The 25,136-nt window shown below is 66.7% G+C and carries 25 protein-coding genes; 13 read left to right on the top strand and 12 right to left on the bottom strand.

Annotated elements, in window-relative coordinates:
• Nucleotides 1-14: 14 nt before the first annotated feature.
• Nucleotides 15-1,169 carry a phosphoserine transaminase gene (locus GGQ89_RS01450; RefSeq protein WP_184103535.1) on the bottom strand — a complete coding sequence of 385 codons (1,155 nt, stop codon included), beginning with the start codon at nucleotides 1,167-1,169 and terminating at the stop codon, nucleotides 15-17.
• A gap of 313 nt (nucleotides 1,170-1,482) precedes the next feature.
• On the opposite strand from GGQ89_RS01450, the gene GGQ89_RS01445 reads away from it, so the two are divergent.
• Genes GGQ89_RS01445 through GGQ89_RS01430 form a run of 4 tightly spaced genes read left to right on the top strand, consistent with a single transcriptional unit; the run spans nucleotide 1,483 to nucleotide 3,836 of the window.
• Nucleotides 1,483-1,989 carry a DUF2975 domain-containing protein gene (locus tag GGQ89_RS01445; protein WP_184103532.1) on the top strand — a complete coding sequence of 169 codons (507 nt, stop codon included), beginning with the start codon at nucleotides 1,483-1,485 and terminating at the stop codon, nucleotides 1,987-1,989.
• Nucleotides 1,989-2,210, top strand: coding sequence for a helix-turn-helix domain-containing protein (locus GGQ89_RS01440; protein ID WP_056430864.1), 222 nt, complete (start codon nucleotides 1,989-1,991; stop codon nucleotides 2,208-2,210). Before GGQ89_RS01445 ends, GGQ89_RS01440 begins: the two co-directional genes overlap by 1 nt.
• Before the next feature lie 42 nt (nucleotides 2,211-2,252).
• On the top strand, nucleotides 2,253-2,915 hold the full coding sequence (locus GGQ89_RS01435) for an extensin-like domain-containing protein (protein ID WP_184103529.1): 663 nt from the start codon (nucleotides 2,253-2,255) through the stop codon (nucleotides 2,913-2,915).
• A gap of 33 nt (nucleotides 2,916-2,948) precedes the next feature.
• Complete coding sequence (locus GGQ89_RS01430) at nucleotides 2,949-3,836, top strand: LOG family protein (protein ID WP_042490639.1); 888 nt, start codon at nucleotides 2,949-2,951, stop codon at nucleotides 3,834-3,836.
• 131 nt (nucleotides 3,837-3,967) lie between these two features.
• On the opposite strand, the gene GGQ89_RS01425 is transcribed toward GGQ89_RS01430, so the two are convergent.
• A complete protein-coding gene (locus GGQ89_RS01425; RefSeq protein WP_184103526.1) occupies nucleotides 3,968-4,363 on the bottom strand; it encodes a hypothetical protein in 396 nt (131 codons plus the stop codon).
• A 114-nt stretch (nucleotides 4,364-4,477) separates the two neighbouring features.
• Between GGQ89_RS01425 and GGQ89_RS01420 the strand changes: the two genes are divergently transcribed.
• From GGQ89_RS01420 to GGQ89_RS01405, 4 genes are read left to right on the top strand one after another with little or no spacing between them, the layout of a single operon-like run.
• On the top strand, nucleotides 4,478-5,824 hold the full coding sequence (locus GGQ89_RS01420) for a M48 family metalloprotease (RefSeq protein ID WP_076714858.1): 1,347 nt from the start codon (nucleotides 4,478-4,480) through the stop codon (nucleotides 5,822-5,824).
• On the top strand, nucleotides 5,824-6,531 hold the full coding sequence (locus GGQ89_RS01415; RefSeq protein WP_184103523.1) for a DsbA family protein: 708 nt from the start codon (nucleotides 5,824-5,826) through the stop codon (nucleotides 6,529-6,531). Before GGQ89_RS01420 ends, GGQ89_RS01415 begins: the two co-directional genes overlap by 1 nt.
• 33 nt (nucleotides 6,532-6,564) lie before the next feature.
• Nucleotides 6,565-7,497, top strand: coding sequence for an ABC transporter ATP-binding protein (locus GGQ89_RS01410; protein WP_184103520.1), 933 nt, complete (start codon nucleotides 6,565-6,567; stop codon nucleotides 7,495-7,497).
• Nucleotides 7,494-8,255, top strand: a complete 762-nt coding sequence (locus tag GGQ89_RS01405; protein ID WP_058745464.1) for an ABC transporter permease — start codon at nucleotides 7,494-7,496, stop codon at nucleotides 8,253-8,255. The genes GGQ89_RS01410 and GGQ89_RS01405 overlap by 4 nt, the downstream gene beginning before the upstream one ends.
• Before the next feature lie 31 nt (nucleotides 8,256-8,286).
• Here GGQ89_RS01405 and GGQ89_RS01400 read toward each other — a convergent pair whose 3' ends face one another.
• Together GGQ89_RS01400 and glpX are read right to left on the bottom strand one after the other, a co-directional pair.
• Nucleotides 8,287-9,006 carry a CPBP family intramembrane glutamic endopeptidase gene (locus tag GGQ89_RS01400; protein ID WP_184103517.1) on the bottom strand — a complete coding sequence of 240 codons (720 nt, stop codon included), beginning with the start codon at nucleotides 9,004-9,006 and terminating at the stop codon, nucleotides 8,287-8,289.
• A gap of 134 nt (nucleotides 9,007-9,140) precedes the next feature.
• On the bottom strand, nucleotides 9,141-10,115 hold the full coding sequence (gene glpX, locus GGQ89_RS01395) for a class II fructose-bisphosphatase (RefSeq protein ID WP_056430890.1): 975 nt from the start codon (nucleotides 10,113-10,115) through the stop codon (nucleotides 9,141-9,143).
• Between the two features lie 159 nt (nucleotides 10,116-10,274).
• Here glpX and GGQ89_RS01390 point away from each other — a divergent pair, with 159 nt between their 5' ends.
• Together GGQ89_RS01390 and GGQ89_RS01385 are read left to right on the top strand one after the other, a co-directional pair.
• Nucleotides 10,275-11,030 (top strand): ATP-binding cassette domain-containing protein, encoded by a 756-nt coding sequence (locus tag GGQ89_RS01390; RefSeq protein ID WP_184103514.1) that lies wholly within the window; start codon nucleotides 10,275-10,277, stop codon nucleotides 11,028-11,030.
• Complete coding sequence (locus GGQ89_RS01385; protein WP_184103511.1) at nucleotides 11,027-12,568, top strand: glycine betaine ABC transporter substrate-binding protein; 1,542 nt, start codon at nucleotides 11,027-11,029, stop codon at nucleotides 12,566-12,568. The genes GGQ89_RS01390 and GGQ89_RS01385 overlap by 4 nt, the downstream gene beginning before the upstream one ends.
• A gap of 414 nt (nucleotides 12,569-12,982) precedes the next feature.
• On the opposite strand, the gene dapD is transcribed toward GGQ89_RS01385, so the two are convergent.
• Nucleotides 12,983-13,810, bottom strand: coding sequence for a 2,3,4,5-tetrahydropyridine-2,6-dicarboxylate N-succinyltransferase (gene dapD / locus GGQ89_RS01380; RefSeq protein WP_056430899.1), 828 nt, complete (start codon nucleotides 13,808-13,810; stop codon nucleotides 12,983-12,985).
• Between the two features lie 2 nt (nucleotides 13,811-13,812).
• The gene (locus GGQ89_RS01375) at nucleotides 13,813-14,475 is read right to left on the bottom strand and encodes a pyrimidine 5'-nucleotidase (protein ID WP_184103508.1); all 663 of its coding nucleotides are present in this window, start codon (nucleotides 14,473-14,475) and stop codon (nucleotides 13,813-13,815) included.
• Nucleotides 14,476-14,629: 154 nt separating this feature from the next.
• On the opposite strand from GGQ89_RS01375, the gene GGQ89_RS01370 reads away from it, so the two are divergent.
• Nucleotides 14,630-16,933 carry a S8 family peptidase gene (locus GGQ89_RS01370; protein WP_184103505.1) on the top strand — a complete coding sequence of 768 codons (2,304 nt, stop codon included), beginning with the start codon at nucleotides 14,630-14,632 and terminating at the stop codon, nucleotides 16,931-16,933.
• 49 nt (nucleotides 16,934-16,982) lie between these two features.
• Nucleotides 16,983-17,984 carry an LLM class flavin-dependent oxidoreductase gene (locus tag GGQ89_RS01365; RefSeq protein WP_184103502.1) on the top strand — a complete coding sequence of 334 codons (1,002 nt, stop codon included), beginning with the start codon at nucleotides 16,983-16,985 and terminating at the stop codon, nucleotides 17,982-17,984.
• Nucleotides 17,985-18,354: 370 nt separating this feature from the next.
• Here the strand turns inward: GGQ89_RS01365 and GGQ89_RS01360 are convergent, their stop codons facing one another.
• The 3 genes from GGQ89_RS01360 to GGQ89_RS01350 form a co-directional block, all read right to left on the bottom strand.
• On the bottom strand, nucleotides 18,355-19,665 hold the full coding sequence (locus GGQ89_RS01360; RefSeq protein WP_056431412.1) for a sensor histidine kinase: 1,311 nt from the start codon (nucleotides 19,663-19,665) through the stop codon (nucleotides 18,355-18,357).
• 70 nt (nucleotides 19,666-19,735) lie between these two features.
• Nucleotides 19,736-20,425: a response regulator transcription factor gene (locus tag GGQ89_RS01355; RefSeq protein WP_056430910.1), complete on the bottom strand. Its 690-nt coding sequence runs from the start codon at nucleotides 20,423-20,425 to the stop codon at nucleotides 19,736-19,738.
• 46 nt (nucleotides 20,426-20,471) lie between these two features.
• Nucleotides 20,472-20,783: a PepSY domain-containing protein gene (locus GGQ89_RS01350; RefSeq protein WP_076717881.1), complete on the bottom strand. Its 312-nt coding sequence runs from the start codon at nucleotides 20,781-20,783 to the stop codon at nucleotides 20,472-20,474.
• Between the two features lie 119 nt (nucleotides 20,784-20,902).
• Between GGQ89_RS01350 and GGQ89_RS01345 the strand changes: the two genes are divergently transcribed.
• Complete coding sequence (locus tag GGQ89_RS01345; protein WP_184103499.1) at nucleotides 20,903-22,687, top strand: ABC-F family ATP-binding cassette domain-containing protein; 1,785 nt, start codon at nucleotides 20,903-20,905, stop codon at nucleotides 22,685-22,687.
• 43 nt (nucleotides 22,688-22,730) lie between these two features.
• Here the strand turns inward: GGQ89_RS01345 and GGQ89_RS01340 are convergent, their stop codons facing one another.
• From GGQ89_RS01340 to GGQ89_RS01330, 3 genes are read right to left on the bottom strand one after another with little or no spacing between them, the layout of a single operon-like run.
• A complete protein-coding gene (locus GGQ89_RS01340) occupies nucleotides 22,731-24,050 on the bottom strand; it encodes a TadE/TadG family type IV pilus assembly protein (RefSeq protein WP_240456563.1) in 1,320 nt (439 codons plus the stop codon).
• Nucleotides 24,047-24,586, bottom strand: coding sequence for a TadE/TadG family type IV pilus assembly protein (locus GGQ89_RS01335; RefSeq protein ID WP_342354497.1), 540 nt, complete (start codon nucleotides 24,584-24,586; stop codon nucleotides 24,047-24,049). Before GGQ89_RS01335 ends, GGQ89_RS01340 begins: the two co-directional genes overlap by 4 nt.
• Nucleotides 24,587-24,594: 8 nt before the next feature.
• Entirely contained in the window at nucleotides 24,595-25,134 is a 540-nt protein-coding gene (locus tag GGQ89_RS01330) for a TadE/TadG family type IV pilus assembly protein (RefSeq protein WP_338112376.1), read from the bottom strand.
• Between the last annotated feature and the right edge of the window lie 2 nt (nucleotides 25,135-25,136).

Genomic DNA, 25,136 nt, shown 5'->3' with positions numbered 1-25,136 from the left:
AGGGCTTTGAAAGGTCAGGCCTTGGCGGTTGCGTAGGCCCAGTCGAGCCAGGGGCCGAGCGCTTCGATATCGGCGGTTTCGACCGTGGCGCCGCACCAGATGCGCAGGCCAGCGGGCGCGTCGCGGTAGCCCGCCACGTCATAGGCCGCGCCTTCGGCTTCGAGCAGCGAGGCCATCTTCTTGATGACCGCCTCGTCCGCACCCTCGACCGTCAGGCAGACGCTGGTGGTCGAACGGATCGCCGGATCGGCCGCCAGATGGCCGAGCCAGTCGCGCTCCTCGACGATTTTGTTAAGGGCCGCCGCATTGGCATCCGAACGCCTGATCAGCGCCTCAGCACCACCCAGCCCCTTGCCCCATTCGAGCGCGAGGATCGCGTCCTCGACGGCCAGCATCGAGGGCGTGTTGATCGTCTCACCCTTGAACACGCCCTCGGCCAGCTTGCCCTTCGACACCAGGCGGAAGACCTTGGGGAGAGGCCAGGCGGGGGTGTAGGTCTCCAGACGCTCGACCGCACGGGGCCCCAGGATCAGGACGCCATGCGCACCCTCGCCGCCCAGCACCTTCTGCCACGAGAAGGTCGCGACATCGATCTTGTCCCAGGGCAGGTCATAGGCGAACACCGCGCTGGTCGCGTCGGCGAAGGACAGGCCCTGACGGTCGTCGGCGATCCAGTCGCCATTCGGCACGCGCACGCCCGAGGTGGTGCCGTTCCAAGTGAAGAGCACGTCGTTCGACCAGTCGACCGCATCCAGGTCCGCGATCTGGCCGTAATCGGCGCGCAGGACGGTGGGATCGAGCTTCAGCTGCTTGACCGCGTCGGTCACCCAGCCCTCGCCGAAGCTTTCCCAGGCAAGCGTGGTGACGGGGCGCGCGCCCAGCATGGTCCACATCGCCATCTCGAACGCGCCGGTGTCGGAGCCGGGGACGATGCCGATGCGGTGGGTGTCGGGCAGCTTGAGCAGCTCGCGCATCAGGTCGATGCAATATTGCAGCCGCTGCTTGCCGATCTTCGAGCGATGCGAACGGCCGAGGCTGTCCGTCGCGAGCTTGGCTGCTTCCCAACCGGGAGGCTTGGCGCAGGGGCCGCTGGAGAAATAGGGACGCGCCGGTTTGGTGGCGGGCTTCGCGGGCGCAAGAGTGGCGTCAGCGGTATTCAAATCAGTCATTTAAGACTCTCCTCACAGAGAGCACGCGCGGCGTTGGGACCGCGTGGCCCGTCGACGGCCCTAGCGATGTCGATCGACGATGACAACCACAATCGCGATGACGCAATTTTACTTTTGTCGTGCGGCTAAACGCAGGACTTTTGCGATGTGAGCCTCGCCTACCCTTTCCGTACGTTGTCGAGCGTGTGCGCTCCACACACTCAAAGAAGCCATCCTCGTTATCCGTCATATCGATTTTCAATATATTAGTTGCACGATATTCGATGATGAATTATTGAATATCGATATTGATTTGGAATGGAGGATAGGACGGATGACACGCTTTGCCAGTCACATCAGCACGTTACTCTACGTCGCGCTGCTCGCCATTCTGGCGTTCGTCACGGCCGTTATCCTGGCGGCTGCCGGTGTGTTAATCGTCGATGCGATCTCGCCCGGCGCGCTGGGGGCGGTGCATGTGAACGCACAAGCGCTAGACATGAAGACCTCCGGCGTGGTCGTCGCTGCGCTGGCAGTCATGCTGACGGCCCTGGGGCTTGCCTGGGCCGCGCTGCTGCCGCTGATCCAGATGCTGCGCAGCACGGCGGCGGGCGCGCCCTTCACCCTCGCCAACGTCAAGCGGCTGAACTGGATCGCGGGCACCATCGCGGTCGCCTATCTGCTACAATTCGCGCTGCCCCCTATGCTGCCCTTCGACGCGCACGACATGATCAAACCGATGGGCGTGGACGGCGTGTTCGCCATCCTGCTGACCCTGGTGCTGGCACAAATATTTCGCGAGGGCGTGCGCCTGCGCGAGGATGCGGAAGGGACCATCTGATGGCGATCCGGATCAATCTCGACCGGCTGCTGCTCGACCGGCGCATGTCGCTGACCGAACTGGCCGAGCGGGTCGACCTGACGCTCGCCAATCTGTCGATCCTGAAGACCGGCAAGGCGCGGGCGATCCGCTTCACCACGCTCGATGCCATCTGCACCGCGCTCGACTGCCAGCCGGGCGACATATTGGAACATGTCGCAGACACGCCTCAGAATGGCTGATCGGGGCTGGTCAAAGCGGCGGTAAAGGGAGCAAGGGGTCGCATGGTTCGCGTCCCCCTGTTTCTCGTCGTTCCGATCCTGGGGACGGCGCTCCTCTCCGCCTGCGGGCGTCCCGATCGGCCCGTCCAGCAGGCCTCGCGCCCCGAACCCTATCGCCCGCCGGTCCGCGAAACTGCGCAGTGCGAGGCCGATCTGCGGCGCGAGGGCGTCGATTATCGCCGCCTGCCCGACAAGGAACTGGGGCCGGGCTGCGGTCTCTATGGCGCGGTGCAGCTGACCGATATCGGCGTGCCCGTCACCGGCGTCACCGCGATGCGATGCGGCAATGCCCGCGCCTTTGCCGGATGGGTGCGCAACGCCGTCGCCCCCGCCGCCTGGCAGATCCTGGGCTCGCCGCTGGCCAAGGTCGAGGGCATGGGCACCTATGCCTGTCGCAACATCGTCGGGACCAAGCGGATCGGCGACCGGCGTTCGGGCCATGCGCTGGCCAATGCGGTCGATGTCGGCGGCTTCGTGCTGAAGGACGGGCGGCGGATCACCCTGCTGAACGACTGGCATTCGACCGACCCGCAGGTGCGGCAATTCTGGACGGTCATCCGGGCCTCGGCCTGCAAGCGCTTCGGCACGGTTTTAAGCCCGGATTACAACGCGGCGCATCGCAACCACCTGCATCTGGAGGATGATGCCGCACATTTTTGCCGGTAGCGCATGGACCGGCGATACCCTACATCACCCAAAATGACCGATAAAACCCAAGTACCGAACCGCGTCTTCCCCAATGCCAGCCAGGACGCCGAGAGCGCCAAGACGATCGTCTCGACGCCGCAGACCGAAAGCCCCGCCTATACGCTGGCCTTTCAGGACATGGACTTCCTGCTGCGCGAAGACCTTCGTCCCGTCCGTTTCCAGCTGGAACTGCTGAAGGCGCAGTTGCTGCTCGAAGAGGCCAAGATCGCCTCGACCTTCGTCTTCTACGGCTCGGCGCGCATCCCCGAGCCCGCCAAGGCCGAGGCGCTGCTGGCGCTGGCGCATGACGACAAGTCGCGCAAGATCGCGGAGAATCTCGTCGCCAAGAGCAAGTACTACGACATCGCGCGCGAGCTGGCCCAGATCACCAGCCGCCTGCCCCGCGACGATCGCGGGATGCGCCAGTTCGTCGTCTGCTCGGGCGGTGGCCCGTCGATCATGGAAGCCGCCAATCGCGGTGCGGCTGACGTCGGCGCCGAGTCGGTCGGCCTGAACATCGTCCTGCCGCACGAGCAGGCGCCCAACCCCTATGTCACGCCGTCGCTGAGCCTTCAGTTCCACTATTTCGCGCTGCGCAAGATGCACTTCCTGCTGCACGCCCGCGCGTTGGCGGCCTTTCCTGGTGGATTCGGCACGTTCGACGAGCTGTTCGAACTGCTGACCCTGATCCAGACGGGCAAGATCCAGCCGATTCCCGTCCTGCTGTTCGGCCGCGCCTTCTGGGAACGCGTCGTCAATTTCGAGGCGCTGGTCGAGGAAGGCGTGGTGTCCGAGCGCGATCTCGGCATCTTCACCTATGTCGAAACCGCCGAAGAGGCGTGGGACGTCGTCCGCAACTTCTACGAGGAACGCGCCCGCAAGGAAGCCGAACAGGCCTAACGCCGGTTGGCTGATTGGACCATCGATAGCCCCTCCCCTTCAGGGGAGGGGTTGGGGTGGGGCCTGTCCACCGGCGAAACGTTTGCGGAAGCGCCCCACCCCCGCCCCCTCCCCTGAAGGGGAGGGGTGACTTAAACCTTCGCCATCGCCCGCGACGCGGTGCACAGGTTGCGGCTTGTCTCCTGCGGCACAGGCACCGCAACGCTCGCCCCCTTCGCGGCATCGCGAAAGGCGAGCAGGCGGAAGTCGTGGCCGATGCCGCCCTTCTCGACCCAGACCAGCCACAGGTCGCGCACCCGATACGCCCGCAGGAAACGCACGCGCGGCGGCGCGTTCGGGGGCACGACGTCCGACGCGTGGAACGGCGCCCCCGCCTCGGCGATCGGCTGTCCGACCGAGGCCAGCAACGCATCATGCACCGGCGTCGGCAGGTCCGCCATGCGCTTGGTCGCAGGCCGGGCGCCGGCGATGGCGCAGTTCGGAAGAGCGGGCATCGGGGAAACCTGTCCGGCATCGATCATCAGCATAGCCGCGCCACCCTTTTCGTTCGCCGGGCGTTCAGCCGTCCGGTGTCAGAGGCAATAACTATCACCGCCGCAAACCCGGTTGTCTACCACGGCCGACCCGTCGATAGAGGAAGCATGAAGCGTCTGATCGCCGCCTTCGCCGTTACGGTCCTGATCTGGGCGCAGCCGGTCGCCGCGCAGTCGATCCTGCGCGATGCGGAAACCGAATCGCTGTTCGCGGACATGTCCGCGCCGATGATCAAGGCCGCCGGGCTTTCTCCGCGCGACGTGAAGATCGTCCTGATCAACGATGATTCGATCAACGCCTTCGTCGCTGGCGGGCAGATCGTCTATGTTCATTCGGGGCTGCTCCAGGCGGCGGACAATGTGAACGAGGTACAGGGCGTCGTCGCGCATGAACTCGGCCATATCGCCGATGGTCATGTCATCCTGAGCGAACAGGCGATGAAGCCCGCGATGAAGATGCAGCTTCTGTCGATGGTGCTGGGCCTGGCCACCATTGCGATGGGCGGCGGTGCGGCGGGCATGGGCGTGCTCGCCGCGGGACAGCAGGCCGCGATGGGCCAGGTCCTCGCCTTCAGCCGCAACCAGGAATCGGCGGCCGACGCGGCGGGCGCGCGCTATCTGACCACGGCGGGTATCACCGGCAAGGGGATGCTGAGCTTCTTCAAGAAACTGCAAAACCAGCAATATCGGTACGGCTATACCAATATCGATCCGTTCGCGCAGACCCATCCGCTGTCGGCGACGCGTATCCAGTCGCTGACCGCCGATCTTCAGGGATCGCCCGCCTGGAACACGCCGATCGATCCCAGGCTCCAGGAACGCTTCCTGCGGGTGAAGGCCAAGCTGTTCGGCTATGTCTCGCCGCCCGAAACGACGCTGAGCAAATATCCCGACACCGACCAATCGGTCTATGCGCATTATGCCCGCGCCTATGCCTATCATAAGGCCGCCTATCCCGACAAAGCCGAGGCGGAGGCCGTCGCGCTGATCGCCAAGGACCCCAAGGACCCGTATTTCCAGGAAATCCAGGGGCAGATCCTGCTGGAATCGGGCAAGCCGCAAGAGGCGCTGGCGCCTTTGCGTGCCGCGACCATGGGCTCGGGCCAGAATGCGTTGATCGCCACCACCTTCGGCCATGCGCTGATCGCCACCGAGGACAAGCGCAACCTGCCCGAGGCGGTGAAGGTTCTGAAGGTCGCGGTCCAGCGGGACGAGGACAATCCCTTTGCCTGGGTCCAGCTGGGCACTGCCTATGAACAGATGGGCGACGAACCCCGCGCCGCACTCGCCACCGCCGAGCGGGCGAGCATGATGGGCGACACCCGCACCGCCATCCAGAGCGCACGCTATGCGATGGCCAATCTCACCCCCAATACGTCCGAATGGATTCGGGCGCAGGATATCGCCATGACCTCTGCCGACGCCGCCGCCAGTTCCAAGAAGAAGCGCCGCTGATGGGCATGAAGACTTTGGCCGCCGTCGCGGTCCTGGGTGGCCTGGTCGGTGGCGGCACCGCGCTGGCGCTGGCTCCGCTGGTCGCGCCGGGCGGTGCCTCGGGCGACAGCGTCCGCGCCTATCTGCTCGACCATCCCGAAGTCATCCCGGAGGCGATGCAGCGCCTGCAGGACCGCGAACAGGGCAAGGCGGTGGCGGCGATCGGCGGCGACCTGACCAAGCCGTTCGGCAATGCCTATACCGGCAATCCCAAGGGCGATGTCACGCTGGTCGAGTTCTACGACTATAATTGCGGCTATTGCCGGGCCAGCCTGCCGCTGTTGAAGCAGCTGACCCAGGCCGATCCCAAACTGCGCATCGTCTATCGCGAGCTGCCGATCCTGGCGCCGTCCAGCCGTGCGGCGGCGCGCGCCAGCCTGCTCGCCGCATCGCAGGGCAAGTTCGCCGCCTTTCACGACGCGCTCTATGCCGGGGGTCCGGTCAGCGACGCGACCATCGCCGCCGCCGCCGCCAAGGCGGGCGTCGACATGAGCAAGATGGCCGCCTTCCAGCCCCAGGCCGATGCCGAGATCGCCCGCAACCTCGAAGCCGCCGGGCGGCTGGGCCTGACCGGCACGCCGAGCTGGATCGTCGGCAACCGCATCCTGTCGGGCGCGTTGCCGCTCGAACAATTGCAAAAGGCCGTCGCCGAAGCGCGAAACCGTTGATAAAGCGGCGGTCTTCCAACGGGGGACTGCCGCATGACCGACCCGATCCTGTCCGTCGAGGGCGTGACCAAAACCTATAAGGGCGGGTTCACCGCCCTTCAGCCGGTCGATCTGAGCATCCGGCGCGGCGAGATTTTTGCGCTGCTGGGACCGAACGGCGCGGGCAAGACGACATTGATCTCGATCGTCTGCGGCATCGTCACGCCCTCGGCCGGGACCATCCGGGTCGACGGGCATGATGCGCTGCGCGACTATAAGGGCGCCCGGCGCAAGATCGGGCTGGTGCCGCAGGAATTGTCGGTCGACATGTTCGAGCGGGTCATCGACACCGTCAATTTCAGCCGGGGCCTGTTCGGCCGCGCGCCCAACCCCGCCTATGTCGAACAGGTGCTGCGCGACCTGTCGCTCTGGGACAAGCGCCACTCAAAGCTGATGGAATTGTCGGGCGGCATGAAGCGCCGCGTGCTGATCGCCAAGGCGCTGTCCCACGAACCCGACCTGCTCTTCCTCGACGAGCCGACCGCGGGCGTCGATGTCGAACTGCGCCGCGACATGTGGAAACTGGTCCATCGCCTGCGCCAGCGCGGCGTCACCATCATCCTGACCACCCATTATATCGAAGAGGCCGAGGAGATGGCCGACCGGGTTGGCGTGATCGCCAAGGGCAAGCTGCTCCTGGTCGAGGAAAAGGCCGAGATGATGAAGAAGCTCGGCAAGCGCGAGATGGTGCTGACGCTGGCCGAACCGATGGCGGCGATCCCGGCGACGCTGGCCGAATGGCAGCTGACCCTGGAGGACGAGGGCAAAAGGCTTCGTTACATCTTCGATGCGCGTGCCGAACATACCGGCATCCCCTCGCTCTTGCGGAGGCTGGGTGAGTTGGGGATCGGGTTCAACGATCTGGAAACCTATAAATCCTCGCTGGAGGATATCTTTGTCGATCTGGTCGAGGGGACACGCGCATGAACCTGCATGGCATCTGGTCGATCTATCGCTTCGAAATGGCGCGGTTCCGGCGGACGGTGTGGACCAGCCTGATGGTGCCGGTCATCACCACGACCCTCTATTTCGTGGTGTTCGGCACCGCGATCGGCTCGGCGATGAACCAGGTTTCGGGCGTGCCCTATGGCGCGTTCATCGTACCGGGCCTCATGCTGCTGTCGATCTTTTCGGAGAGCATCCTGAACGCGAGTCTGGGCATCTACATGCCCAAATTCACGGGGACGATGTACGAAATCCTCTCCGCCCCCTTGTCACCGATCGAGACGGTGCTGGGTTATGTCGGCGCGGCGGCCAGCAAGTCGATGGTGATCGGCCTCGTCATCCTCGCGACCGCCCATCTATTTGTCGACCTGACGATCCTGCACCCGGTCGCGATGCTCTTCTACCTGCTCTTGGTCGCCGTGACCTTCTCGCTGTTCGGCTTCGCCATCGGCATCTGGGCGCGCGGGTTCGAGCAGTTGCAGGTCATCCCGCTGCTGATCGTCACGCCTCTCACCTTCCTCGGCGGCGCCTTCTACTCGGTGACGATCCTGCCCGAGCCGTGGCGGACGGTGACGCTGTTCAACCCGGTCGTGTATCTGATCAACGGCTTCCGCTGGACCTTCTTCGGCACCTCGGACGTGACGCCGGGGGTCAGCCTGGGGGTGACGGCGCTGTTCCTGCTGGCGTGCCTGGCGTGGATCGGCTGGATCTTCCGCACCGGCTGGCGGCTGAAGAACTGACCTCATTCCTCCCCTGTAAGGGGAGGAAGATCTACTTTCTGAGCACCCCGCTCAGCACCGGCGTCACCACCAACCCGTTCAGGTCCACCAGCACATGGACCAGCATCACCACCCACAAACTGCCGGTCATCAGATACAGCCCGGTCATCACCGCCCCCAGCGCGGTGGTGGCGGCCACCCCGACCCAGCCCTGATAACGGTGCATCGCCCCGAACAGGATCAGCGAGGCGACAAAGCCGATCCCCGCCTGCCCCGTCGCCATCGCGACCAGCAGCGGCAGATAGAGGCGAAAGAACGCCTCCTCCGTCACCCCCGCCATGATGCTGAGCGCGGCGGCATATTTCACCTCTCGCCGCTCGCGCGGCAGCAGTGCGGAAATATTGCCCAGCGGCTTGCGCTTGCGCAGCCGTGCCAGCACCGCACCGACGACCAGCCCGCCGATCGCGCCGCCGATCAGCATCCCCTGCATCGCCTCGCCGCTGTCGAAGATCGGCGGCATGGTCGCGGCGACGGGCGCGAACTCGTCCGGCATCACGACCAGTGCATCGCTCCGGCCGAGCAGCGCCAGCCCGACGAGAACCGGCAAAAGGAACGCCAGCGCCGACCGCGCCAGCCACAATCGGAAGCGCATCCGCCGCGAATGGCTGTCGTTCAGCGCGCTGAACCGCCGATACTCGCCCAGGTCGCCCTTCTGGAACCACCAGATGCCCGCCAAGGCGGCCAGCAGCAGGAGGGCGGCGGCCGTCGTCATTCACCCCTCCCCTTCAGGGGAGGGGACGGGGGTGGGGCGCTTCCGCAAGCACAGGGTTTGAGGCGAGGCCCCACCCCAACCCCTCCCCTGAAGGGGAGGGGCTTGGTCAAGACGGAACCCTCACGCATTGCACATCAAAGCCGATGCTGTCCCTTCACCCAGCGCACGGTGCCCGACGAGGCGCGCATGACCACGCTCTCGGTCGTCATGACCTTGGGCCGACGCTTCACCCCGGCCAGCAGCGAGCCGTCGGTCACGCCGGTGGCCGCGAAGATGCAGTCGCCCTGCGCCAGCTCGGTCAGGTCATATTGCTTGTCGAGGTCGGTCACGCCCCATTTGTGCGCCCGCGCCCGCTCGGCATCGTTGCGGAACAGCAGCCGCCCCTTGAACTGCCCGCCGACGCAACGCAGCGCGGCGCAGGCCAGCACCCCCTCGGGTGCACCGCCCGAGCCCATATAGACGTCGATGGTCGTGTCCGGATCGGTCGTCGCGATCACCCCCGCGACATCGCCGTCCCCGATCAGCACCACGCCGCACCCCAAGCCACGCAGCTCGGCGATCAGCCCCTCGTGACGCGGCCGGTCGAGCACGCAGACCACGATATCCTTGGCCGCCACGCCCTTGGCCTCGGCGATGGCGCGGATATTGTCGCTGGGGCTGCGGTCGAGATCGATCACGCCCGCCGGATAGCCGGGGCCGACCGCGATCTTGTCCATATAGACATCGGGTGCGTTGAGCAGATGGCCCTTCTCCGCGATCGCCAGCACCGCCAGGCTGTTCGGCCCCGCCTTGGCGCAGATGGTCGTGCCCTCCAGCGGATCGAGCGCGATGTCGATCTCGGGGCCGTTGCCGGTGCCGACCTTCTCGCCGATGAACAGCATCGGGGCCTCGTCGCGTTCGCCCTCGCCGATGACGACGGTGCCGTCCATGTCGAGCTCGTTGAGCGCGGCGCGCATCGCCTCGACCGCCGCCGCGTCCGCCGCCTTCTCATCCCCGCGCCCGACCAGCGTCGAGGCCGCGATCGCCGCCGCCTCGGTCACACGCACCATTTCGAGGACGAGGACACGGTCGAGAACCTGGCTGGCGCTCTGAAGATCGGTCTGGCTCATAAACTCTCCTGCCACTGACCCGTGGCTATGTTGAACATGTTTTACGGCGCCATATCGCGCGTGGCGGCACAGGCATAGCCCGAAAGCCGCGAAGGCGGTGCAGCGAAACGGCACGCCACCGCGTTTGACCCGTTCCCGCTTCCCTCCCAAGATGGCCCCATGCCCAAACCGATGATCGCGCTGGAGAATGTCAGCCGCCGCTATGGCACGGTCGCGGCGGTCGACACCGTGTCGTTGACCGTCGAGCGAGGCACGTTCGTCGCGCTGGTCGGCGCATCCGGATCGGGCAAGTCGACGCTGCTGCGCATGATCAACCGGCTGGAGCAGCCCGATACGGGCCGGGTCCTGATCGACGGACAGGATGTGACCGCTGAGCCCCCGCCCCTGCTCCGTCGCCGCATCGGCTATGTCTTTCAGCAACATGGCCTGTTCCCGCACATGACGGTCGCGGCCAATATCGCCATCGGCCTGCGCATCGCCGGGCGCGATATCGGCGACCGGGTGGACGAATTGCTCGATCTCGTCGACCTGCCGCGCGACGTGGCGCAGCGTATGCCCGATGCGCTGTCGGGCGGCCAGCGCCAGCGCGTCGCCATCGCCCGCGCGCTAGCGACAGAGCCGCCGATCCTGCTGCTCGACGAGGCGCTGGGCGCGCTCGATCCGGTCACTCGCGATGCGGTGGCGGGGCGGCTGGTCGAACTGCACCAAAGGCTGGGGCTGACCACCATCCTCGTCACGCATGACATGGCCGAAGCATTGCTGACCGCCGCCCGTGTGCTGGTGATGGAAGCCGGCCGGATCGTCGCCGATGCCACCCCTGCCCAACTGGTACGCGGCGAAGGCGGCAGCACGGCGCAGAATCTGATGGCGGTCCCCCGGCATCAGGCCGAGCGGCTCGCGGGGCTCCAGGCATGAGCCCCTTTCTCGACGCCCTCACCCGCGTCCCCCCGCTGCTGGCCCAGCATATGCTGGTCAGCATGGCCGCGCTGCTGCTCGGCATCCTGATCGCGGTGCCGCTGGCCTTTGCCTGCGCGCGGCGGCCGGGGCTGTCGCGCGTGGCGTTGGGCTTCGCCAGCCTGGTGCAGACCATCCCGGCGCTGGCGCTGCTGGCGCTATTCTATCCGGTGCTGCTCAGCCTGTCGGGGCTGGTCGGCGGCGGGATACCGGCGCTCGGCTTCCTGCCCTCGCTGCTGGCGCTGACGCTCTATGCGCTGCTGCCGATCCTGCGCAATGGCGTGACGGGGCTGGTCGGGCTCGACCCGGCGGTCTTGCAGGCCGCCGATGCGGTGGGGATGACGCGAGGCCAAAAGCTGCGGCTGGTCGAGGCGCCCCTGGTCGCGCCGGTGCTGGCGGCGGGCATCCGCACGGCGGCGGTGTGGACGATCGGGGCCGCCACCCTGTCGACGACGGTGGGCCAGCCGAGCTTGGGCGACCTGATCTTTGCGGGCCTCCAGACCCAGGCCTGGGCGCTGGTACTGGCGGGCTGTTTCGCTGCCGCCGCACTGGCGCTGGTCGTCGACGCGCTGATCGGACTGATCGAGCGCGGGCTGGCGACGCGGCGGCGCTGGATGTGGTTGGGCGGACTGGTTGCGCTGGCATTGGGGATCGCACTGGCGACGCAGCCGCTCTGGCCCCGCGGTGGCGATGCGCGGCGACAGGTTGTAATCGGGGCGAAGAACTTTTCCGAGCAATATATACTGGCACGGCTGATCGGCGACCGGCTGACGCGCGCGGGCTATGACGTCAGCTATCGCGACGGGCTGGGCTCGACCGTGGCGTTCGAGGCGACGGCGGGCGGGCGTGTGGACGTCTATGTCGATTATGCCGGGACCTTGTGGACGACCGCGATGCGTCGGCATGATTCCCCGCCCCGCGCGGTGATGTTGGGTGCGCTGAAGGACTGGGCGGCGACCCGCGACGTGACGATGCTGGGGCCGCTGGGGTTTGAGAATGCCTATGCCTTTGTGATGAAGGCGCCGCTGGCGCAGCGAATGGGGGTGCGGTCGCTCGCCGATCTGTCCGCCGCTGCACCGGGATTGAAGCTGGGCAGCGACCTGGAGTTTCTCGACCGGCCCGAATGGGCGGCGGTGCGCGACGCTTACGGGCTGCGCTTCGCCAGCATGACGCCGTACAGCCCGACCTTCATGTACCGCGCGCTGGAGAGCGGACGGGCGGATGTGATCTCGGCTTTCTCCTCCGATGGCCGGATCGCGGCGGAACGGCTGACCGTGCTGGGCGATCCGAAACGGGCGATCCCCGGTTACGATGCGGTGCTGCTGGTGGCTAAGGACCGGGCGGGGGACGCGAAGTTCGTTCAGGCGCTGCGGCCGATGCTGAATCGTATTCCCGTCGAGGCGATGCGCGAGGCGAACTACCGGGTCGACCGCGATGACGCGGCGAAGCAAAGCCCGGAGGCGGCGGCGCGGTGGCTGGCCAAGCGGGTGGGGTTGTAATTTTGGTTCACGCGAAGCCGCGAGGACGCGAAGCAGAGAAGATTTTGGTTCGCGCGGAGGCGCGGAGACGCGGAGGGGGATCGCGCTGGGCGATCGTTCTGTTTTTTCCACCGACCAAAGAGGCAGGATGAAGGCCGCCGCCGGGCCCGACACCTCTGCGTCCTCCGCGCCTCCGCGCGAAACTCATTCTTCTTCGCGACTTTGCGGCTTCGCGTGAACAATAAGCCCCTCCCGCAGGCGAGTTTCAGGTCGGTCATGCCCCCGGCATGACCTAAACGATGCGGGGCATCGTTTACCTGAAACTGGGGTCGGGGAGGGCAAGGAGTCTCACTGAGACCATCACCCGTGGCATTCCCTCCCCCATCCCCTCCCGCCTGCGGGAGGGGCGTGCCAAGTATCAGATGTCCGGTGCAATCAATCGCGCAGCAGATCGTTGATGCTGGTCTTCGAGCGGGTCTGCGCGTCCACGCGCTTGACGATCACCGCGCAGTACAGGCCCGGCTTGCCGTCCACCGACGGCGTCGTGCCAGGAACCACCACCGAGTAAGGCGGCACATGGCCCCGGAAGACTTCGCCCGTCTCACGGTCGATGATCTTGGTCGAGGCGCCCAGATAGACGCCCATCGACAGCACCGCGCCCTCGCCGACGCGGACGCCCTCGGCCACCTCGGCGCGTGCGCCGATGAACGCGCCGTCCTCGATGATGACCGGATCGGCCTGGAGCGGCTCCAGCACGCCGCCGATGCCGGCACCGCCCGACAGGTGGACGTTCTTGCCGATCTGCGCACAGCTGCCCACGGTCGCCCAGGTGTCGACCATCGTGCCCTCACCGACATAGGCGCCGATGTTGACGAAGCTCGGCATCAGGATCGCGCCCTTGGCGACATGCGCGCCGCGCCGCACGACCGATCCGGGCACCGCGCGGAATCCGGCGGCGCGGAAATCGGCCTCCGACCAGCCGCTGAACTTCGACGGCACCTTGTCGAACCAGTGGCCCGCGCCCGGACCATTGTCGATCAGGACATTGTCGTTCAGGCGGAACGAGAGGAGGACGGCCTTTTTCAGCCACTGGTTGACGGTCCAGCCTCCATGGCCGTCCGGCTCGGCCACGCGCGCCTCGCCCCGGTCGAGCAGCGCCAGCGCGCGGTCGACGGCGATCCGCTCCTCACCCTGCGTCGCGAAGTTCAACTCGGCCCGGTTGTCCCAGGCGGCATCGATGGTGGCGGCCAGTTCATGTGCCATCGTCAGTCCTCCAATATGCTCGTCAGCCACGGCGTCAGCGCGTGGACGGTATAGTCGATATGGTCGCGGGCCGCCTCGGGCCCCTGCTCGGAGCCGTTGTCGACCCACACGGTCGTCATCCCGATCGCCTTGGCGGGGACCAGGTTGCGCGCCATGTCCTCGAAGAAGATCGCGCGGGCCGGATCGATGTCGAACGCCGCGCACAGCCCCGCATAGGCGGACGGCTGCGGCTTCGGCACCAGGCCCATGGCGGTGATGTCGTGCACCGCCTCGAAATGGCTGCCCAGCCCCAGCCGGTCGAGGACCTTCAGCGCATAGGGCTTGTCGCCATTGGTGAAGACCAGCTTGCGCCCCGGCAGCTTGGCCAGCGCGGCGGCGAGCGGCGCGTCCTGTTCCAGCACGTCCATCTCGATATCATGGACATAGGCCAGGAAGGCGGCGGGATCGACGTCATGCTCGGCCATCAGGCCCGCCAGCGTGGTGCCGTGCGCGTGGAAATATTCCTTCTGCACCCGGAACGCCTCGGCCGGGTCCAGGCCCAGCAGGTTGCTGACGAACTGCGTCATGCGCCGGTCGATATGTGCGAACAGATTGGCGCTCGCCGGATACAGCGTGTTGTCCAGATCGAAGATCCAGGCGTCGATATGGGCAAGCGCGGGCAGCATGGCGGCAGCGTGTAGGCGTGAGGCCCCATGGCCGCAAGCCGCCCCGTGGCCCGTCCGCGCCCCATCTCTCGCCACCCCTTAACGACGGCGCAAGAAAATCATGCTATCCCAAAGATCAGGCTCACCCCTGTCGGTTGGGCAGGCGGAATGATGGATGAGGGGTCTGAGCTTGCGAGCGCGGGAAGCGCGCGGTGCCGGGGGCATCGCGACAGTCTGGAGCCTGGTCTTCGGCGCGGGCACGATGGTCGCCGCCTGTGGCGGCGGCGGCAACGGCATCCAATCGATTCCCGCCCCGATCGCCAGTCCGACCCCGACACCGACACCCACCCAGACCACCCCTACCCCGGCACCGACCCAGAATTACGACACGGCGGGCTATCGGGCGACGGCGGGCGCGGTCGCGATGAATGCGCTCGCCGCCTATCAGCGCGGCGCGACCGGCGCGGGTGTTGCCCTGGGCGTCATCGATTCGGGCGTGGACGACCGCACCGGCGCCTTCACCGGGCGGATTTCCAGCGCCTCCGCCGATGTCGCGGGCGCGCGCGGCACCGGCGATCTGGACGGGCACGGCACCGCCGTCGCCTTCACCGCCCTGGGCGGCCGCAACGGCAACCGGGCGCAGGGCGTGGCGTTCGACGCGACGCTGGTCGCGCTGCGCGCCGACGAGCCGGGCAGTTGCGGCGGCTCCACCGAAAATGGCGGACTGGGCGGGACGTGCAGCTTTTCCTCCGACGCCATCGCCCGAGGGCTGGACACCGCCCGCAACGCAGGCGCGCGGGTCGTCAACATCTCGCTCGGCTCCAACGATACGCCGCCCAGCGCGCTGCTCGCGGCGATCGGGCGGGCGACGGCGGCGGGCATGGTGATCGTGATCGCGGCGGGCAATGACGGCGAATCCAACCCCACGCTGATGGCGCAGATCGCCAACAACAATGCGGTCGCGCGCGGCCAGGTCATCATCGCCGGATCGGTGAACGCGGGCGGCTCCATCTCGACGTTCAGCAACCGGGCGGGCCAGTCGGCCGCCCATTATCTGACCGCGCTGGGCGAACGGGTGGAGGCCCCCGATGCCAAGGGCGAACGGTTCCTCTGGTCGGGCACCTCCTTTGCCGCACCGCAGATCAGCGGCGCGGTCGCCCTGCTCGCCCAGGCCTTTCCCAACCTGACCGGCGCGCAGATCGCCGACCTGTTGCTGCGCACCGCGCGCGAGGCCGGGACGAGCGGCACCGACGATGTCTATGGTCGCGGCACGCTGGACCTGACCGCCGCCTTCCGGCCGGTCGGCAGCACCAGTGTCGCTGGCACCGGTGCCGCCGTCTCAATGGGGGTCAATGCGCGACTGTCTCCGGCGATGGGCGACTCGCGGTCGGAGGGGCTGACCCTGGTCGCGCTCGACGGCTATGCCCGCGCCTACCATATCGACATATCCGCCACGGTGGCGCAGGCCGCCCCCCGCCCGATGCTGGCGCCATCGTTGCTCGGCCGGATCGAGGGCACGGTCGTCAGCGACGGCACCCGTTCGATCGCGCTGACCCGTGCGATCACCTCGCCCGGCGAGGCGCGACTGCGCGCGATCGTCCCCACCGACGCGCCCAGCGCCATGCAGCGGATCGTCGCGGGCAGCGTCACCCAGACGCTCACCCCCGACACCGCCATCGGATTCGGCTTTGCCAGCACCGGCGACGCGATGGTCTCGGGGTGGACCGGCCAGTCCGGCCCCGCCTATCTGATGACCGATCCCGGCGCGGGCATGGACCGCGCGCCTCGCGCCGCGGCTGCCCTGCATCACGTCATGGGACGGGTGGGCGTCAGCGTCGCGGCGGAGAATGGCCGCTTCGCCGCGCCGATGCCGGGCATGGCCGCGCCCGGCTATGACCAGATGACGATGACGTTCGACCGCAGGCTGGGGCCTATCGCCGCGACCTTGGGCGTGACCCGGCTGGACGAACAATCGACCGTGCTGGGCGGCTGGTTCGGCGGCGCGCTGGGCCAGGCGCGCGGGCGCAGCTGGTTCGCCGACGGGGCCGCGCGCTGGCAGGACGATGGCGGCTGGACGCTGGGCGCCCGCTGGCGCAGCGGTTGGACCCGCGCGATCGGTGGCCTGGGCGGCGGCATGTTGGCCAGCCGCGCCTGGTCGGTCGAGGCGGGCAAGGCCGGACTGTTCGGCCATGACCGGATCGACCTGCGCCTGTCGCGGCCCTTGCGGGTCAGTGGTGGGGGGCTGGACCTGCGGCTGCCCGGCCACTGGGATTATGCCAGCGGGCAGGTCGATGGCTGGACGAGCAACCGTCTTTCGCTGGCCCCCACGGGGCAGGAAACGCTGGTCGAGCTGCGCCATGGCATCCGGCTGGGCGGGGGCGAGTGGTCGACGCATCTGTTCTGGCGGCGCGACCCCGGCAACATCACGATGCTGCCGCCCGAGCGGGGCATGGCGGTGAAGTATGGCTTGACCTTCTGATACGCGGTCTTGGCTGGCGGGGGCGGCGGATCGTCCCCATCTTCCTCATATGACACGCTATTCCCTGCTCGATCTGGTGCCCGTCGTCGAGGGCGGCACTGTGGCCCAGGCGCTGGCCAACGCCGCCGACCTCGCCGCCCATGCCGAGGCAGTCGGCTTTCACCGTTACTGGACCGCCGAGCATCATGGCATGGCGGGCATCGCGTCCGCCGCGACCGCCGTGGTGCTGGCGCACGTCGGACAGGCGACGAAGACGATCCGCATCGGCGCGGGCGGCATCATGCTGCCCAACCATGCGCCGCTGACCATCGCGGAGCAGTTCGGGACGCTCGATGCGCTGTTCCCCGGCCGGATCGACCTGGGGCTCGGCCGTGCGCCGGGATCGGACCAGCGCGTCGCCCGCGCGTTGCGCCGGACGCTCGACAGCGATCCCAACGCCTTCCCGCGCGACGTGATGGAGCTGCAAAGCTATTTCGCCAATGACGGGCAAACGGGCATCGTCGCGACGCCCGGCGCAGGCGCGACGCCGCAGATGTGGATATTGGGGTCCAGCCTCTACGGCGCGCAACTCGCCGCCGCACTGGGCCTTCCCTATGCCTTCGCTTCGCACTTCGCGCCCGACGCGCTGGACGATGCCCTGGCCATCTACCGTCGCGATTTCCGACCTTCGGCAATGCTCGACAAGCCCTATGCGATGGCGGGCTTCAACGTCTTCGCCGCGGATACCGACGCCGAAGCCGAATTGCTGGCCAGTTCGCAGCAACAGGCCTTCGTCGCGCTGCGCACCGGCAACCCCGGCAAGCTGCCCCCGCCCGTCCCCGGCTATCGCGAAAGCCTGGGGATGCAGGGGTCGACGATCCTCGACCATGTCCTGTCCTGCTCGGCCATCGGCTCGCCTGCGAGCGTGGAGCGACAGCTGGCGGCCTTTGTCGAGCGGACCAAGGTCGACGAGGTGATGATCGTAAGCTCGATCTTCGACCATGCGGCACGGAAACGGTCCATCGGGATCGCGGCGCACGCGATGGACGCGTTGGGTATGGTGGCGGCCTGAACTTTTCGGGTTCGCGCGAAGCCGCGACGACACGAAGAGAAGAGGATGGTTCGCGCGGAGGCGCGGAGAACGCGGAGGGGTCCGGCTTGTTGAACAGAAGGTCCCCTCCCCCTCATTCCTCCCCTGCAAGAGGAGGTGGCAGCGCGAAGCGCTGACGGAGGGGCGTCGCGCTGTCGATAAGGGAACACCCCTCCACCATCCTCCGGATGGTCCCCCTCCCCTTACAGGGGAGGAATGAGATCCGTCATATCGCCAGCAACGACGCAGGATGGGACAATTTGGCCCCGCCACCCAAGACACCTCTGCGTCCTCCGCGCCTCTGCGCGAACACAATCCTCTTCGCGCCATCGCGGCTTCGCGCGAACCGAAATCACCCCACCGCCGCCGGGAGCCGGAGCCGCACGAGCAACCCGCCCAGGTCTTCGCTCTCCTCCAGCGCCACGGTGCCGCCGTAGATCTCCGCCACGTCGCGCACGATGGCGAGGCCCAGGCCCGTTCCCGGCTTGCCGGTGTCGAGCCGGACGCCGCGATCGAAGATGCGGACGCGCTGATCTTCGGGGATGCCGGTGCCGTCGTCCTCGACCAGGATTTCGACGAACCCGGCCTGCGCACCCACCGTCACGAAGACGCTGCCGCCGCCGTACTTGGCAGCGTTCTCGACCAGATTGCCGAGCATTTCGTCCAGGTCCTGCCGCTCGACATGGACGACCAGGTCCTTCGGCCCGTCCACGTCGATGCGGACATGGCGATAGAGCCGCCCGACCGCGCGCTCGACCGATTGCAGGCTGGGCCAGACCTCGGCGCGGCTGTGCGCCGAACCGCGCCGTCCGACCGCGCGGGCGCGCGCCAGATGGTGGTCGACCTGGCGGCGCATCGTGCGCGCCTCGCGGATCACCGTTTCGGCCAGATCCTCGGACTGGGCGGTCGCCGCGTTCATGATGACGGTCAGCGGCGTCTTCAGCGCATGCGCCAGATTGCCCGCATGACGCCGCGCCTCCTCGGCCTGTTTCTCATTATGCTCGATAAGCGCGTTCAGCTCCTCGACCATCGGCGCGACCTCGTTGGGCATCGCGTCGGAGATGCGATCGGCTTTCCCGGCGCGCATCGCGGCGATCTCCTCGCGCACGCGGCGCAAGGGATAGAGGCCATAAAAGGTCTGCATCGCCGCCATCAGCAACAGGCCGACGCCCAGCAGCGCAAAGCTGCGCACCAGGATGCGGCGCAATGCGCCGATCTGTGCGTCCAGCTCAGTCGTTCGCTGCGCCACTTGGAAACGCCAGCGGACATCCGATCCGGGCAGCTTGACGTCCCGTTCGACGATACGCAGCTTTTCGTCCGGAAACTGGGTACTGTTATAGACGTGAATGTCGTCGTCGTTGCGCGCCGGGCCATAGGCGAGGCGCCGATCCCAGAGCGAGCGCGACGGGAAGGGGTCATAACCCTTGCCCGAAACCTGCCAATAGACGCCTGAGCCGGGCTCCAGAAACCCCTGATCGGCTGGTTCGCGGTTGAACCAGACCTCTCCCTGGGAGTCGATCCCAGCGGACACCAGCAAGGATTTCAGGACATAGGCCTGACGGTCGTCGAAATTCTGCGTGACGGCGGACACCAGCACCCGGTCGAGCGCGAAGCCGCCGCCCGCCAGCAGGACCAAGATCCACCCGGCGGCGATCAGGATCATGCGGCGCGACAGCGATCCCGTGCGCAGCGTCCGGCGCGGTGTATGTCCCTCCGTCACGGAAAAAGCCGGATCAGGCCGCCGAACCCGCCACAGCCCCCGCCGCCGGATCGTCCAGGCTGTAGCCCAGGCCCCGGATGGTGGTGATGACATCCTGTCCCAACTTCTTGCGGATGCGCGTCACGAACACCTCGATCGTGTTCGAATCGCGGTCGAAATCCTGGTCGTAGATATGCTCGATCAGCTCGGTGCGGCTGACCACCTTGCCCTTGTGATGGAGCAGATAGCTGAGCAGCTTATATTCCTGCGCGGTCAGTTTCACCGGCTCGCCCGCCCGCGTGACCTTGCCCGAACGCGTGTCGAGGCGGACGTCACCCGCCGTCAGCTCGGACGAGGCATTGCCGCTGGCGCGGCGGATCAGCGCGCGCAGGCGGGCGATCAGCTCCTCGGTCTGGAATGGCTTGGCGACATAGTCGTCGGCACCCGCATCCAGCCCCGCCACCTTGTCCGACCAGCTGTCGCGCGCGGTCAGGACGAGGACGGGCGTGGTCTTGCCCTCCTTGCGCCAGCGGTCGAGCACGGTCAGCCCGTCAATCTCGGGCAACCCTAAGTCGAGCACGATCGCGTCATAGCTTTCGGTCGAACCCAGAAAATGCCCTTCCTCGCCGTCTGTGGCGAGATCGATGGCATAGCCCGCGCCTTCCAGCGTGGCCTTCAACTGCTGGCCGAGATTGGGCTCGTCCTCGACGATCAGAACGCGCATCGCAAAACTCCCTGTATTTCTATGGGGCTGACCCACAAGCCGGTCATCAGCCGTCGGTTCGGCCGATGACCTTGCCGGTGCGGCCGTCCACCTCCACCCAGATCACCGTGCCATTGCGCAGGAATTTGAGCGTGTAAACCGACGCACCCGCATCATAATCGAAACCGATATATTGCGAATCGCGCATGGTCGGCACCACCCGCGCCTCGATCTCGCGCAGCGACAGATTGCCTTCCTTGCGCTGCTGATAGGCGCGCATCTGGTCGCCGCGACGTTGATCGGCGCCCATTCCCATCGGGGCCTCGATCAGCGGCGGCGAACCCATCGGTGCGGCGAGCAGAGCCAGAAGGACGGTCATCGACATGAAATTGGCATAGCGGTCAACCGTTGAACAGCCTCTGAATGGATCATGCAGCCGCGCGACAGCGCTTGGGGTGCTTGCCGGGTTCCGCATCCGCCCCTAACTGCAAGGCCATCATGGCAGCACCCGTTCTTTCCTACGAAGACCTGGGCCTTGTACAAGGTTCGGGCTGGCTCTTCCGGCATCTCGACATCCATGTCGGTCCGCGCGACCGGCTCGCGCTGATCGGGCGCAACGGGGCGGGCAAGTCGACCCTGCTGAAGCTGATGGCCGGGATCATCGATTCGGACGAAGGGCGGCGCGTGATCGTGCCGGGCACCCATGTCGTTTATCTGGAACAGGACCCCGATCTGGCCGGGTGCGCAACGCTGGGCGATTATGTCCTGTCGGGCGACGACGCGCCGGAGGCCTATGAGGCCGATGCCATCGCCGGACAGCTCGGCATCGACCTGACGCGCGAGGCGTCGACCGCCAGCGGCGGCGAACGGCGGCGCGCGGCGATCGTCCGCGCGCTGGCGATGAACCCGGACGTGCTGCTGCTCGACGAACCGACCAACCATCTCGACCTCGCCGCGATCGAATGGCTGGAGGACTGGCTGAAGCGCTTCACCGGCGCGTTCATCGTCATCAGCCACGACCGCACCTTCCTGACCCGCCTGACCAAGTCGACGCTGTGGCTCGATCGCGGCCAGATGCGGCGCAACGAGGTCGGCTTCGGCGGCTTCGATGCCTGGACCGAACAGGTCTATGCCGAGGAACAGCGCGCCGCCGAGAAGCTCGACGCCAAGCTCAAGATCGAGGAGCATTGGCTCCACCGCGGCGTGACCGCGCGGCGCAAGCGCAACCAGGGCCGCCTGGAAAAGCTGGTCCAGATGCGCGCCACCCGTGCCGCGATGATCGGGCCGCAGGGCGCCGCCAAGCTCGGCATCGCGTCCGACGATGTGAAGACCAAGGAGGTCATCAAGGCCGAGCACGTCACCAAGCGCTATGGCGACCGCACGATCATCAAGGACCTGAGCCTGAAGGTCACGCGCGGCGACCGGATCGGCATCGTCGGCTCGAACGGGGCGGGCAAGACGACGCTCCTCCGCCTGCTGACCGGCGAGATTCAGCCCGACGAGGGCAGCGTCTTCCTGGCCAAGACGCTGGACGGCGTGATCATCGACCAGCAGCGCAAGTTGATGGCCCCGGAAAAGCGCGTGCGCGAGGTGCTGGCGGACGGCGGCGACTGGATCGACGTGCGGGGCGTGCGCAAGCATATCCACGGCTATCTCAAGGAATTCCTGTTCGACCCCTCGCTGGCCGAGGCGAAGATCGGCACCCTGTCGGGCGGCGAGCGCTCGCGCCTGTTGTTGGCCCGCGAGTTCGCGCGCGAGTCCAACCTGCTGGTCCTCGACGAGCCGACCAACGACCTCGACCTGGAGACGCTGGACCTGCTTCAGGAGGTGATCGGCGATTATGAGGGCACCGTCCTGATCGTCAGCCACGATCGCGACTTTCTGGACCGCACGGTCACGGTGACGCTCGGCCTCGACGGGTCGGGCAGTGTCGATGTGGTGGCGGGCGGCTATGCCGACTGGGTCGCCAAGCGCAAGGCCGCCCCGGAAGCGAAGAAGGCCCCGGCCAAGGCCGCCCCCTCGCCCATCGCGCCGGTGCAGGCGAAGACCAAGCTGAGCTACAAGGACCAGCGCGACTATGAACTGCTGCCCAAGCGGATCGAGGAACTGGAGGCGGGCATCGCGCGCGACGAGGCGAAGCTTGCCGATCCCGATCTCTATGCCAAGGACCCGGCCCAGTTCGACCGCCTGATGAAGGCCATCGAAAAGGCGCGCGACGAAAAGGACGAAGCCGAAATGCGCTGGCTGGAACTGGCCGAGCAGGTTGAGGCGCTGGCGGGGTAATCGGGGCAGGGTAATCGGGGCGGGGTATCCCCCGCCCCTTCGCTTATTGCGTGATCCGTGCGGTCGCGACGGCGTTCTGGAACAGCGCGGCCATGGCCGCCGAAATATCCTGGTCGGTCGAAACCTTGGTGTAGAGACCGGGCGACGCGCACGCCTGCAACGCCGGTTCGATCTTGTAGAGATTGGGCTTGATATAGGTTTCCGACCACCAGTCGCCGGTCAGCGATTCCGGTAGATATTCGGTGTAGAGGACGGCGATCCGGATACCTCGCGCCTTGATGGTATCGCAGGGCACGGTGTCGATCGCGATTTCCGGGAGACCTCCGCTGCGCAATTCGTCGCGCATGCCGTCGGTGACCAGGAACATCACCGCCTGCGGCGTGTCGTTGTTGATGCCGGTGCCGGGCGTGCCCATGACCTTGTTCATCTGGACCATCGCGTCACTGGTGCCGGTGTCGGTGTCGTTGTAACCCACTTCGTTCGACCGGCAGGCAGACGTCGGGCACCCGTTCCGGTCATATTTGAACGGTTCCAGATTTTGTGTCGCCGCAACGACCTTCGACATGCTGGACGTAAGCTTGCGGATCAGCTGAAACCCGCCGCGTCCCCGGAATGTCCCGACGGCGATCCGATACTTTGCTCCGGTCTTGCTGGACGTGCTGGTGGCATTTGTCGTCAGCTTCGACACGGCGGTCCCTTCGTCGTCGATGCGCAGCGTCAGGTTATAGGATTGCGCAACGTCGTAGAGATCGACCGTATTGCCCGAAGCGTTCCGGCCCTTCAGGTCATTTTCGGCGTGACAGGCGAACTGGCATTTTTTCGAATTGCTGGCCGCCACCTTGGCCAGACCCGCACTGGTCGTGGGCAGGGCCATCGAACTGGATACGTCGAGCAACATGTAGAAGTTGATGTTGGGCGCGACGGCGTTCGTTGTCTCCGACTTACCGGAGATCGCGAGCGTTCCCAGTCCCAGGATACCCGCAAAAACGTTGTTCGACACGCCGCTATAGCTGACTGCGGCGTTCCGGCGGCCGTTGCTGTCGGTCGGGGCGGTGATGGTCACCGTCCCGACCGTGATGTCGCCCGCCGCGATCAAAGCCCCCGCCTGGGCGTCGAAAATCTTGCGGGCATAGGCCTCCGCATCGCCGTCATTCATACCCATCGCGACCTTGCTGACCGCCGACAGCGCGGCGGAATCCGCCACCGCATTCATCTTGGTCTGCGCCTTCATCGCACGCGCATAATCGATGCCCATGCCGATCGCGAAGATCAGGACGGGCAGCGCCATGGCGAACATCATCATTACCGCACCGCGACGATGACGCAGCACGCCGCACACGAAGCGATAAAGCGAAAGAATCATGGGAGTGAGCAATCCGAACAGGCGATCTGGTCGGTGTTGCGCGGGACCATCCACAGCGTGTCGCCGAGCGTCATCGGGCCGAACTGACCGAAACTGGTGGGGGGACGATAGGGATAGTTGACCTGCGCCAGCAGGAAGGTGGCGTTGGGCGTCTTCATGGCGGCGGGAATGTCGATCGCCTGGCCGGGCGCATAGGGCGCGATCGACAAGCCCCGGCTCCAGACCACTTTGGTATTTCCGGTGGCATCGGTCGACACCTCACTCACCCGAATCTGGGAATCCCCGGCGGCATAGGGCTGCATCACCTGCGAGGCTGCGACCAGATTCGACTGGATTTCGGCCTTCGTCATCTTGCCGGTCGCGTTCTGCGCGATCAGGTCAACGGCGGCGCGGGCGGTGATCGTCACCTTGCGCTTGCACGCCATCGCGTCCTGCAACTGCACCCCGCCCAGATACAGGACCAGCATCACCGGCAGGATGATCGCGAATTCGACCAGCGCGACGCCGCGCTCGTCGCCGCGCAGGGCCCGGAACACGCGCGCCGTCACAGATAGGCCTCGGTCTTCGACACCGATGTTGCGATCAGGATGGTCGGCTTGCTGCTCAGCGGCGACAGATCGGCGGCAGGTGCGATCGGCATCGGCCAGAGATAGATGAAACGCACCGTGACCAGCGAGCCCTGCGATCCCACGTCATAGGACAGGTCGGTGAATTTCCGGGCCGCCGCATCGAAGTTCAACGATCCCGTGCCGCCCGTCGGGATGGTCGCCCCCGCCGCGACGCTCTGCACATCGACGAACAGCCGCGAGCAGGACAGGAAGCTGGGCAGCGACTGGCACCCCTTGCTGCGGAACCGCTCGGCCAGCTGCGCCTTGGTCATGCCGTCGCCAAGGCCCTCGAGATCGGCGGCCTGGACCTGGCCGGTGACGATACCGCGCGCCGCGACCTCGACCGCACTCTCCAGCGCCTCCTGCGCCAGATAGGCGAGGCTCGACTGCAGGATCGCCAGCAGCAGCGCGATGAACGGCGCGGCGACCAGCGCGAACTCGACGATCACCGCCCCCCGCCGATCGGTCCGGAGCACGG

It is taken from the genome of Sphingomonas yabuuchiae, assembly GCF_014199595.1.
GTDB lineage: Bacteria > Pseudomonadota > Alphaproteobacteria > Sphingomonadales > Sphingomonadaceae > Sphingomonas > Sphingomonas yabuuchiae.
The sequence above is the reverse complement of the archived record's forward strand: the minus strand, read 5'-3'. Positions and strand labels throughout refer to the sequence as shown.

Bases quoted from the DNA above. Each gene is read 5' to 3' on its own strand.
- GGQ89_RS01450 (WP_184103535.1), bottom strand. From the start codon at position 1,169: ATGACTGATTTGAATACCGCTGACGCCACTCTTGCGCCCGCGAAGCCC.
- GGQ89_RS01445 (WP_184103532.1), top strand. From the start codon at position 1,483: ATGACACGCTTTGCCAGTCACATCAGCACGTTACTCTACGTCGCGCTG.
- GGQ89_RS01440 (WP_056430864.1), top strand. From the start codon at position 1,989: ATGGCGATCCGGATCAATCTCGACCGGCTGCTGCTCGACCGGCGCATG.
- GGQ89_RS01435 (WP_184103529.1), top strand. From the start codon at position 2,253: ATGGTTCGCGTCCCCCTGTTTCTCGTCGTTCCGATCCTGGGGACGGCG.
- GGQ89_RS01430 (WP_042490639.1), top strand. From the start codon at position 2,949: ATGACCGATAAAACCCAAGTACCGAACCGCGTCTTCCCCAATGCCAGC.
- GGQ89_RS01425 (WP_184103526.1), bottom strand. From the start codon at position 4,363: ATGCTGATGATCGATGCCGGACAGGTTTCCCCGATGCCCGCTCTTCCG.
- GGQ89_RS01420 (WP_076714858.1), top strand. From the start codon at position 4,478: ATGAAGCGTCTGATCGCCGCCTTCGCCGTTACGGTCCTGATCTGGGCG.
- GGQ89_RS01415 (WP_184103523.1), top strand. From the start codon at position 5,824: ATGGGCATGAAGACTTTGGCCGCCGTCGCGGTCCTGGGTGGCCTGGTC.
- GGQ89_RS01410 (WP_184103520.1), top strand. From the start codon at position 6,565: ATGACCGACCCGATCCTGTCCGTCGAGGGCGTGACCAAAACCTATAAG.
- GGQ89_RS01405 (WP_058745464.1), top strand. From the start codon at position 7,494: ATGAACCTGCATGGCATCTGGTCGATCTATCGCTTCGAAATGGCGCGG.
- GGQ89_RS01400 (WP_184103517.1), bottom strand. From the start codon at position 9,006: ATGACGACGGCCGCCGCCCTCCTGCTGCTGGCCGCCTTGGCGGGCATC.
- glpX (WP_056430890.1), bottom strand. From the start codon at position 10,115: ATGAGCCAGACCGATCTTCAGAGCGCCAGCCAGGTTCTCGACCGTGTC.
- GGQ89_RS01390 (WP_184103514.1), top strand. From the start codon at position 10,275: ATGCCCAAACCGATGATCGCGCTGGAGAATGTCAGCCGCCGCTATGGC.
- GGQ89_RS01385 (WP_184103511.1), top strand. From the start codon at position 11,027: ATGAGCCCCTTTCTCGACGCCCTCACCCGCGTCCCCCCGCTGCTGGCC.
- dapD (WP_056430899.1), bottom strand. From the start codon at position 13,810: ATGGCACATGAACTGGCCGCCACCATCGATGCCGCCTGGGACAACCGG.
- GGQ89_RS01375 (WP_184103508.1), bottom strand. From the start codon at position 14,475: ATGCTGCCCGCGCTTGCCCATATCGACGCCTGGATCTTCGATCTGGAC.
- GGQ89_RS01370 (WP_184103505.1), top strand. From the start codon at position 14,630: ATGAGGGGTCTGAGCTTGCGAGCGCGGGAAGCGCGCGGTGCCGGGGGC.
- GGQ89_RS01365 (WP_184103502.1), top strand. From the start codon at position 16,983: ATGACACGCTATTCCCTGCTCGATCTGGTGCCCGTCGTCGAGGGCGGC.
- GGQ89_RS01360 (WP_056431412.1), bottom strand. From the start codon at position 19,665: ATGATCCTGATCGCCGCCGGGTGGATCTTGGTCCTGCTGGCGGGCGGC.
- GGQ89_RS01355 (WP_056430910.1), bottom strand. From the start codon at position 20,425: ATGCGCGTTCTGATCGTCGAGGACGAGCCCAATCTCGGCCAGCAGTTG.
- GGQ89_RS01350 (WP_076717881.1), bottom strand. From the start codon at position 20,783: ATGACCGTCCTTCTGGCTCTGCTCGCCGCACCGATGGGTTCGCCGCCG.
- GGQ89_RS01345 (WP_184103499.1), top strand. From the start codon at position 20,903: ATGGCAGCACCCGTTCTTTCCTACGAAGACCTGGGCCTTGTACAAGGT.
- GGQ89_RS01340 (WP_240456563.1), bottom strand. From the start codon at position 24,050: ATGATTCTTTCGCTTTATCGCTTCGTGTGCGGCGTGCTGCGTCATCGT.